The 8,906-nt window shown below is 73.5% G+C and carries 10 protein-coding genes; all 10 read right to left on the bottom strand.

Annotated elements, in window-relative coordinates:
- Window positions 1-100: 100 nt before the first annotated feature.
- Genes AC07FT_RS17595 through AC07FT_RS17550 form a run of 10 tightly spaced genes read right to left on the bottom strand, consistent with a single transcriptional unit; the run spans window position 101 to window position 8,905 of the window.
- Window positions 101-1,561, bottom strand: coding sequence for a UbiD family decarboxylase domain-containing protein (locus AC07FT_RS17595; RefSeq protein ID WP_479176962.1), 1,461 nt, complete (start codon window positions 1,559-1,561; stop codon window positions 101-103).
- Window positions 1,558-2,289, bottom strand: a complete 732-nt coding sequence (locus tag AC07FT_RS17590; protein ID WP_479176961.1) for a beta/alpha barrel domain-containing protein — start codon at window positions 2,287-2,289, stop codon at window positions 1,558-1,560. The genes AC07FT_RS17595 and AC07FT_RS17590 overlap by 4 nt, the downstream gene beginning before the upstream one ends.
- Window positions 2,286-2,972, bottom strand: a complete 687-nt coding sequence (gene trpF, locus AC07FT_RS17585; protein ID WP_479176960.1) for a phosphoribosylanthranilate isomerase — start codon at window positions 2,970-2,972, stop codon at window positions 2,286-2,288. The genes AC07FT_RS17590 and trpF overlap by 4 nt, the downstream gene beginning before the upstream one ends.
- Window positions 2,973-2,978: 6 nt before the next feature.
- Window positions 2,979-4,355, bottom strand: coding sequence for a TrpB-like pyridoxal phosphate-dependent enzyme (locus AC07FT_RS17580; protein WP_479176959.1), 1,377 nt, complete (start codon window positions 4,353-4,355; stop codon window positions 2,979-2,981).
- 17 nt (window positions 4,356-4,372) lie between these two features.
- On the bottom strand, window positions 4,373-5,062 hold the full coding sequence (locus tag AC07FT_RS17575; protein WP_471197808.1) for a transglutaminase-like domain-containing protein: 690 nt from the start codon (window positions 5,060-5,062) through the stop codon (window positions 4,373-4,375).
- Between the two features lie 38 nt (window positions 5,063-5,100).
- The gene (locus AC07FT_RS17570; RefSeq protein ID WP_479176958.1) at window positions 5,101-6,240 is read right to left on the bottom strand and encodes an acyl-CoA dehydrogenase family protein; all 1,140 of its coding nucleotides are present in this window, start codon (window positions 6,238-6,240) and stop codon (window positions 5,101-5,103) included.
- A 41-nt stretch (window positions 6,241-6,281) separates the two neighbouring features.
- The gene (locus tag AC07FT_RS17565) at window positions 6,282-6,656 is read right to left on the bottom strand and encodes an ectoine synthase (RefSeq protein WP_479176957.1); all 375 of its coding nucleotides are present in this window, start codon (window positions 6,654-6,656) and stop codon (window positions 6,282-6,284) included.
- Entirely contained in the window at window positions 6,653-7,495 is an 843-nt protein-coding gene (gene trpA, locus AC07FT_RS17560) for a tryptophan synthase subunit alpha (protein ID WP_479176956.1), read from the bottom strand. Before trpA ends, AC07FT_RS17565 begins: the two co-directional genes overlap by 4 nt.
- Entirely contained in the window at window positions 7,488-8,609 is a 1,122-nt protein-coding gene (locus tag AC07FT_RS17555; RefSeq protein WP_479176955.1) for a hypothetical protein, read from the bottom strand. Before AC07FT_RS17555 ends, trpA begins: the two co-directional genes overlap by 8 nt.
- Window positions 8,606-8,905, bottom strand: coding sequence for a phosphopantetheine-binding protein (locus AC07FT_RS17550; RefSeq protein WP_471197823.1), 300 nt, complete (start codon window positions 8,903-8,905; stop codon window positions 8,606-8,608). Before AC07FT_RS17550 ends, AC07FT_RS17555 begins: the two co-directional genes overlap by 4 nt.
- Between the last annotated feature and the right edge of the window lies 1 nt (window position 8,906).

Genomic DNA, 8,906 nt, shown 5'->3' with positions numbered 1-8,906 from the left:
CAGAGCCTGCGAATCCGAAAAATCTAACGACGGGTGATGTGTGGTCCCCCGGCCCGGCCGTGCCCGCTACCGGCAATGGCCGGTAGCGGCCAGCGGACGGTCACGGGACGAAGCTGCGCGCGGTGCGGGCGCGCAGCGCGTAGGGGGTCGTGGCGTCCACGGACACCCGGCCCGGGGGCCGTTCGGTGCCGTGGCGGGCCGCGGCCCACTCCGGGGTCTGGGACGGGTCCATGGGCACCGGCCGGAACTGCGGCCAGGCCGTGGTGTCGGCACCGAGGTTGCAGCGGGTCAGCAGGGCCCACAGCACGTCCTCGGCGCATCCGATGGCGATGTCGTCGTCGGTGAAGACCACGGTCTTCACGAACGGGTGGCGGTCCAGCAGTTCGCGGGCGAGCAGGTCCGGGGCGCGGTCGCCGTCGGCCGACTCCTTCGTCACGGCGACGGTCAGCAGCAGCATGCCGCCGCCCGCCGCGGCCAGGTGCATGTCCCGCACCCGCACGCCCGCCGCACGCGGCAGCACCGCACGCAGCGACAGCGCGGCCGAGAGCGCCCCGGCCGTGCCCAGGATGTGCGACTGCTCACGGCCCGGCCCGATCACCGCCTGGTACAGCGGTGCGGACCGGTGGGTGACGGCGGTGACGGTCAGCACCGGCAGTCCGGTGCGCGCGCCGCCGTCGTAGCCCAGGAACTCCGGGAGGGATCCGGCGGGTCCGGCGCCCGGCAACGCCTCGTCCGCGAGCGAACCGTCCAGGTAACCCTCCAGGACGATCTCGGCCTCCGCGAGCGCCGGGACGGGCTGGGTGAGGGCGGGTGCCGTGGTGACCGGCTGCCCGGCGAGCGCACCGGCGACGGCCAGCTTGTCCAGACCGCCGGGCAGGAAGCGGGAGCCGAGCGCGGAGGCCACCATCGCGGCGGGCGGCACCCCGATGTTCACGGTGACCGGCAGCCGCCGGCCGTCCTGGACCGCCCGCTCGTACAGCGCCCCCAGCTGACGCCCCGGCACCATCCAGACGGTGAGCCGGGTGCGGTCCAGGACCAGCATCCGGTGGGCGGACAGCGCGGTCTCGCCCGTCTCCGGATCCTCGGCGCGCACCAGCGCGGCGGTCAGGTACGGGCCCGCGTCACGCGGGGTGCAGGTGAGCACCGGAAGGGACGTCAGGTCCAGCGCGTCACCGGTGATCCGGTGCTCCTGGCAGCCGGGGCCGGTCACCGTCACCGGCGCGGCCCGCTCCCCGGTGGCCTCGGCCACCAGCCGGTCCGCGGTGTCCGGGGCGGTACGCGCGGGCAGCCCGGGCAGCCAGCGGCGCAGCCGCCGCTCGTCCCCGTACAGCCCCAGCAGGACCGGGCCGCCGCGCACCCCCGTGTAGAGCACGGCCGGTTCGTCGCGGGACAGACCGGTGGCGGGGACCCCCGCGTAGGCCCGGGCGTAGTGGTCCGCCACCCGGGTGGGGGCGGTCGGTCCCTCGTGCGCGGGGACGGCGCCGGGGTGCTCCGCGGACAGCTCGGCCAGCGCCGCCCGCAGGGACAGTCCCGGTCCCGGCGCCGTCGTCACCCCGCTCACCAGGTGTCCCCCCGTCCGCGCTCCAGACCGGCGAACCAGCCCGGGAGGTCGTCGTGGAGCAGCAGCCCGGTGCCCACCAGCAGCCCCCGGTAGCCCGCGGTGAGCAGTCCGGCCGCCTGCCCGGGGGTGTGGATACCGCTGGCACTGACCGGCACCGGGGTGCCGGTGGCCAGGACGGCGGGCAGCAGGGCATGGCTGCGGGCGGGGTCGCCGGGGTCGCGTTCCCGCTGCCGGATGTCCTTGTTGTTGACGGCGATGACGCACCGGTCGGCGTGGACGACCCGGGACAGCTCCTCCTCGGAGGTCACCTCGACGAACGGGGTCAGCCCCAGGGACAGCGCGCTCTCGGTGAGCCGGGGCAGCACGGTCCGCGGCAGCAGGCCCGCGGTGAGCAGGACGGCGGACGCGCCGTCGGCGGCCGCCCCGGCGAGCTGGCGCTCCTTGGTGAGGAAGTCCTTGACCAGCACCGGCAGCCGGGTGGCCGCCGTCACCTGGGCCAGCAGTGTGGGGTCACCGCCGAACCAGGCACCGGTGACCACCGAGAGCGCCGGTGCGCCCAACGCCTCGTAGGTCCCGACCAGTTGCTCCACCGTACGGCCCCGGAACAGATCGGCGCCGTGGGCGCTGCGCCGCTTCAACTCCATGATCACCGGGGTGCGCGCGCCGAACAGCGCGTCGGTGAAGGGCGCGGGGCCGGTGCCGGGCACCGGGGCCGGGGCGGCGGTCATGACGCGCACCGCACGGTCTCGCGCCGCAGCCGCCAGGCGGCCGACAGGGCGTCGACCCGGCTCAGCCGCAGGGTGCCGTCCCTGCCGCGCAGCGCGCTGTCCACGTCCAGGCCGCGGAACCCGCTGTGCCCCAGCAGTGCGTCATAGCGCTCGGCGCCGTCCGCGCTGATGCCCCCGGCGAGCAGGAACGGCAGCTCGGCGCGGTCCAGGACCCGGGCGGCGGCGCAGGGGTCCAGCGGGGTGCCGGTGCTGCCGACCCGGCCGTCGTCGCCCACCGAGTCGAAGAGGAAGAGGTCGGCCCCCGCCCGCCGGTAGGCGTCGGCGAAGGGTTCCTCGACGGCCTTCCCCTCCCGTACGTGGACCACCTTGACCAGGGTGACGTCCGGCAGCGCCGCCCGGATCCGCCGCACCCCGGCCGGGGCCGGGTAGCCGTGCAGCTGGACCCAGCGGACGCCGGAGGCGTCGACCGCCTCCCGCAGCCGCACGGGGTCGTCGAGCAGGGTGACCAGCACCGGTTCCACGGCCATCTCGCGGGCCGCGGCCGCCAGTCCGGCGAACCGCTCCAGCGACAGGTCCCAGCGTCCGCCGGGCACGCCGTACCAGAGCCCGGCCAGTTCCACGGGGAAGCAGGACATCCGCCGCAGCTGGTGGACATCGGTCACCCCGCACACCTTCAGCAGCACGGCGCCTCAGTTCTCCTGTCCGGCGGAGCCGGGGACGTCAGGGAGGGCGGCCAGCGAACGCGCCACCCCCTCGGGGTCGAACGCCTCGTCGCTCAGCTCACCCGCGAGGTACTTCTCGTACGAGGCCAGGTCGAAGTGGCCATGTCCGGACAGGCCGAACAGGATCACCCGCGGCCTGCCCTCCTCGCGGCAGCGCACGGCCTCGTCGATGACGACGCGCACGGCGTGGGTGGACTCCGGCGCCGGAACGATGCCCTCGCTGCGTGCGAAGGCCAGCCCGGCCTCGAAGCAGCGGGTCTGCGGCACCGCACGCGCCTCCATCAGCCCCTCCGACAGCGCCTGGCTGACGAGCGGGGAGATGCCGTGGTAGCGCAGCCCGCCCGCGTGGATGGACGGCGGGACGAAGGCGTGGCCGAGGGTGTGCATCCGCATCAGCGGGGTGAGCCCGCTGGCGTCCCCGAAGTCGTAGGCCACCGTGCCGCGGGTCAGCGAGGGGCAGGCCTCCGGCTCCGCGGCGATCACCTGGACGGAGTCACCGCCGCGCAGCTGGGCGCCGAGGAAGGGGAAGACCAGTCCGCCGAGGTTGCTGCCGCCGCCCGCGCAGCCGACGATCAGATCGGGGTAGTCGTCGGCCATGTCGAGCTGGGTCATGGCCTCCTGTCCGATCAGGGTCTGGTGCAGTACGACGTTGTTGAGCACGCTGCCGCCCGCGTAGTTGGTGTGCGGGTCGTTCATGGCCAGCTCCAGCGCCTCGGAGGTGGCGATGCCCAGGCTCCCCGGGCAGTCCGGGTCGTCGTCGAGGATCCGGCTGCCGACGTCGGTGGCGCGGGAGGGGCTGGGCAGACAGGTGGCGCCGTAGGCGTGCATCAGGGCGCGGCGCTGGGGCTTCTGGTGGTAGCTGACGCGCACCATGTGCACCTGGACGTCGAGCCCGAACAGCGCACCGGCGAAGGCGAGGGCCGAACCCCACTGCCCGGCGCCGGTCTCGGTGGTCAGCCGCCGGATGCCCGCCTGCTGGTTGTAGAAGCACTGCGGGATGGCGGTGTTGGGCTTGTGGCTGCCGGCCGGGCTGCCGCCCTCGTACTTGTAGTAGATCCGCGCGGGGGTGCCCAGGGCGCGCTCCAGCCGGCGGGCGCGGAACAGCGGCGAGGGCCGCCATTGGGCGTAGAGCTGCCGGACCGGGTCCGGGATCTCTATCTCGCGGGTGGTGGACAGCTCCTGCTCGGCGATCTCCTTGGGCATGATGCCGGTCAGGTCGTCGACCGAGGCGGGGGCGCCGGTGCCGGGGTGCAGCGCCGGTGCGAGCCGGGGCAGATCGGCGGCGATGTTGTACCAGGCCCGGGGGATCTGGACGTCGCTGAGCTGGTATTTGACGGATTCCACTGCGGCTTTCCTCTCGGTCAGTGGGTGGGGAGCGCGGCGGTGCCGGCCGCGTCGGCTTCCAGTGAGCCGGCGACGAACCGGTCGCCGCCTCCGGCCACGAAGAGGCCCGGGTGCTTCAGGCGAAGCCCGGCCAGCACCTCGTCGTAGGGGAGGTCGTCGAACTCGCCGTGCTCCCGGAGGAGTTCCATGTGGTGTTCGCCGGACTCGTCGTAGGGGTGGTAGACGCTGTCGGCGGTCCCGTCGAACTCCATGGGCTCGATGCGGTAGAGGCGGCACAGCAGGCGGTTGAAGACCGGGGTGGCGCGCAGCCACCGGTCCAGTCGCAGTGAGGTGAACGCGTGGTAGTGGAAGACGTCGCCGCCGACACGGGCGCGCACCGCCTCCGAGGACAGGTGGTTGCGGACGTCGGCGAGCACCAGCCGGGCGGGGATGCCCACCGAGCGCAGCGCGGACACGTAGAGCACCGACTTGTGGATGCACAGCCCCTTGCCGGAGCGGACCACCTGGGAGGCGGTCAGCCCGGTGCGGGTGAGGTCGGCGCCGTAGATCTCGTAGCGGATCCGGTCGCGTACGGCGTAGTAGAGCGCCACCGCGCGTTCCCGGTCGCCGGTACCGGTGTCGCGCAGGGCCCGCTGGACGAACTCCGTCACCTCGGGGGCGTCATGGTCCAGGAAGGCGGTGCGGGCGAGTGCGGGGTCGGTCTCCATGGGGCCTCGTCGTCTCGGTGGGTGGTCGGGCGGCGGGCTCACAGGCCCAGGGTGGCGGCGATGCGGGAGGACTGGATCTCGGAGGTGCCCGAGTAGATGGTCCCGGCCACCGCGTTGCGCAGCTCCTGCTCCAGGCCGTACTCCGCGGTGTAGCCGTTGCCGCCGAAGATCTGGACGGCGCTCAGCGCGGAGGCCACATTGGCCTCGCTGACCACACGTTTGGCCATGGCCAGGTCAGCGGTGATGTTCTGGCCCCTGGTGTGCTTCTCGGCGGTGTCGTAGAGCCACTTGTGGGCGCTCTCCACACCGATCCGCATATCGACGATGCGGTGCGAGACGGCCTGGAAGCCGCCGATCGGCTGGCCGAAGGCGCGGCGCTCCTTGGCGTAGGCCACACAGCGCTCCAGGCGCCGCCGCATCTCGCCCAGGGTCACGGCGAAGGAGCACAGGATCTCCCAGCGCATGACGTGGTCGAGGATCAGGAAGCCGCTGCCCTCCCGGCCGATCAGGGCGTCGGCCGGGACCCGGCAGTCGTCGAAGAAGAGTTCGCAGAACGGCGAGGACTTCAGCCCCATCTTGGCGATGGGACTGCCGAAGACCAGCCCGGGGGTGTCGCGCCGGAGCAGGAAGGCGCTGACCCCCAGCGGCCCGGCGGTGGCGTCGGTACGGGCGTACACCACGACCAGACCGGCCACCGGACCGTTGCTGACGAACGTCTTGGAACCGCGCAGCACATAGCTGTCGCCGTCGCGCGTCGCGGTGGTCCGCATGCTCATCGCGTCGGAGCCGGCGTCCGGTTCGCTGATGGCGTGCGCGCCGATCAGCGAACCGTCGCACACGGCCGGCAGGTACCGCCGTTTGAGGGCGGCGGATCCGAAGCGCTGGAGCGGCACTCCGGTGCTGACCATATGGGTGGTGACCGAGAAGTTCAGCCCGCCGTTGCGGCAGCCGTACCCGAGGCCGTCGAGTACGTACATGGTGGTCAGGAGCGACTGGCCGAGCCCGCCCCACTCCTCGCCGAAGGGCAGCCGCAGGAGCCCGCTGTCCCGTACGGCCTCCCAGGGACCGCGCGGGAACTCGGCCGCGGCGTCGTAGCGGTCGTGTTCGGCCGCGAACTTCTCGAACCAGGGGGTGAGTCCGTCACGCAACCGCGTCTGCTCATCGGACCATTCGATCACTGGGGCTCCCGCGTCTTCTCGTCGTCTGCCGGTCCGGTGTCTCAGTAGTGGGAGGAGCCGGCGTCGCTCAGCGAATGCTTCTCGTCGCCGCGCAGCGCCGGGGAGAAGACACAGACCAGCCGCAGGTCCTCCTCGGGGTGGGCGATCAGCCAGTGCGCGTCGTGCTCGTCCAGCGCGTAGAGGGTGCCGGGGGTGACGGGGTGGCTGTCCCCGGCCATGTCCACGACCTCACCGCTGCCGGATATGCAGTAGCAGGCCTCCAGGTGGTGCTTGTACTCCAGCAGGGACTTGCTCCCGGCCGTCACGACGGTGTCGGTGACCGTGTAGCCCAGGCCGTCCGAGGCCAGCAGGAAACGACGGCTCAGGCCGTTGCCCCATTCGACGGACGGCACCTCCGCGAGCTGACGGATGATCATGGGTTCCTCCCGTTGGACATGTCCGAGGTACTGATGAGCAGGTCCGCGACGCAGGCGCGGGCCTCGGCGACCGGATCCTCACCGGCCAGCAGGGCTGCCTCCAGCCGGGCGACCAGGGCGGTGCCGACGACGGCGGCGTCCGCCCCCGCCCGGCCCAGCGCCGCGACATCGCCGGCGGTACGGACGCCGAAGCCCACCGCGAGCGGTGCGCCGGTCAGCTTCCGGAGCCGGGTCAGGACCGGTTCCAGGGACACCGGTTCGACCGGTGTGGCGCCCGTGCGCCCGTAGTGGGCGACGAGGTAGAGATAGGCCGACGCGGTGCGGGCGGCCTCGTCCAGCACGGCCGGTTCGGAACGGGCGTAGCAGGTCGTCACCATCGGCTGGCCGATGTGGTGCGCGGCCTCCAGGCACCGGGGCCGGGCGCGGGGCGGCGCCCCGTGCACGAGCACCGCGTCGGCGCCGCTGTCCCGGGCACGCCGCATGAACTCCGGCGGGCCGAGCGGGGCCACGGTATGCCGCCAGTCGGCGAGCAGGGCCACCGCGGTGTGCCGCATTCGCGGACGGACCCGGGCCAGCAGCCGCAGGGTCGCCGCCAGGTCGACACCGCGGTCCAGGGCCCGCTCCGCGGAACGCCGGATCACCGGTCCGTCGGTGATCGAGTCCGGGAACGGCACGGCCAGTTCCACACAGTCCACCCCGGCGTCGTCCAGGGCGAGCAGCAGATCGGTGAAGACCTCGGGCGGGCCCGGGTCCCCGGCGTTGAGGAACAGTGCCAGCCCGGGGTCATGCGGTCCGCGGCCGGGGAAGAACGGACGGGTGCGCGGGGCGGCTTCAGCCATGGCCGGTCGCCCCCGTCCCGGACCCCGCGCGGGGCGCGGTCAGCCGCTCGACGAGACCGAGCGCGGTGCCCTCGGCGAGTGCGTCCCGCGCGTCGGCCAGGGCCGTCGCCCAGTCGGGCCGGGCGCCGCCGAGGACGGCGGCCGCGGCCGCGTTGAGGGCGATGGTGGACAGCGCGGCCTCCGGCCCCCGGCCGCCGAGGAGTTCCTTCAGCAGGACCTCGGGGGGCGGCCCTCCGGGTACGGGCGCCAGGTCGGCGAGGGTGCCCCGGGCGGGGCGCAGCGCGGGCAGGGTGCTCGGGCCGACGCGCTGCGCGGCGGTGTTGTGCGAGGGGACGGTGGTGTCGGTGACGACAGTGTGGTCGGTGCTGTCGGTGAAGACGGTGTTGTCGGTGAAGCTGACCAGCTCGTCCACGCCGAGGTCGTTGGAGAGCAGCCACAGCCGGTGGCCGGGGCGGGCGCGCAGCGCGGCGAGACGGGTGAACACGGTGTGGACGTGCGGGTCCGAGACCCCGGTGAGCTGGGTGGTCACCGGGACGCGGGCCAGTAGCGGCCCCAGGGTGTTGACGGCCCGGCCGACCTGCTTCAGCCCGTACGGCAGGATGCGCCGGGCGAGCGTGGTGAGTTCGGGCGGGTAGACGAATCCGCCCGCGAACGCGATGCCGTGGCGGTCCAGGGCGTCCTCGCACTGCGCGTAGGACGTGGTGAGCGGGATACCCAGCCGCTCCAGGACGTCGACCGATCCGGTGCGGCCCGAGTAGCCGCGGGAGCCGGTCTTGACGATCCGTACGCCGAGGGTGGCGGCGAGCAGGGCGGCGGCGGTGCTCAGGTTGACGGTGGGCGGGCCGCCGCCGGTCCCGACCAGGTTGACCGTGCCCGGCCAGTCGGCCGGAACCGGTCCGCCGCCGCGCGGTCCGTCCTCGCACCGCTCGTCGAGCGAGGTGAGGAAGGCGTCCAGGGTCTCGGCGCCGGGCAGCAGCGTGGACATCGCGGTCAGCGTGGCCAGGGCCTCGCCGGGCGGGCCGTCACCGGAGCGCAGCCGGTCCCAGAACGCGGTCCACAGGTGGACCGGGACCGGGCGCTCCCGGGCGATGAGGGCGGGGAGCAGGTCGTTCACGGCTGGTTTGCCCCCGTGGCGGCGGTCTCCGCCGAACCCGCCGCCCCGGCGCCCGCGGCCGCCGCGTCGCAGAACGCGTCGATCGCGGCCACGGAACGGAAGTTGTCGGGCGCGACGTCGAGCACGTCCACGTCCAGTCCGTAGGTGTCCTCCAGCCAGCTCACCAGGGTGAGCAGACCCAGGCTGTCGATGACGCCGCCGGCCAGCAGGTCGTAGTCGTCCGCGAGTTCCTCGGGCTGGATCTCGAGCGAGAACTGCTCGATCAGGTACTTCTTGATCTGCGTGGTGCGGGCCATG

The organism is Streptomyces sp. NPDC045899, from assembly GCF_056431485.1.
This window is presented reverse-complemented; position numbering and strand designations above follow the sequence as displayed.

Excerpts from the sequence above, each read along its gene's own strand:
- AC07FT_RS17565 (WP_479176957.1), bottom strand. The coding sequence starts at position 6,656 with ATGATCATCCGTCAGCTCGCGGAGGTGCCGTCCGTCGAATGGGGCAAC.
- trpA (WP_479176956.1), bottom strand. The coding sequence starts at position 7,495 with ATGGCTGAAGCCGCCCCGCGCACCCGTCCGTTCTTCCCCGGCCGCGGA.
- AC07FT_RS17575 (WP_471197808.1), bottom strand. The coding sequence starts at position 5,062 with ATGGAGACCGACCCCGCACTCGCCCGCACCGCCTTCCTGGACCATGAC.
- AC07FT_RS17550 (WP_471197823.1), bottom strand. The coding sequence starts at position 8,905 with ATGGCCCGCACCACGCAGATCAAGAAGTACCTGATCGAGCAGTTCTCG.
- AC07FT_RS17590 (WP_479176961.1), bottom strand. The coding sequence starts at position 2,289 with ATGACCGCCGCCCCGGCCCCGGTGCCCGGCACCGGCCCCGCGCCCTTC.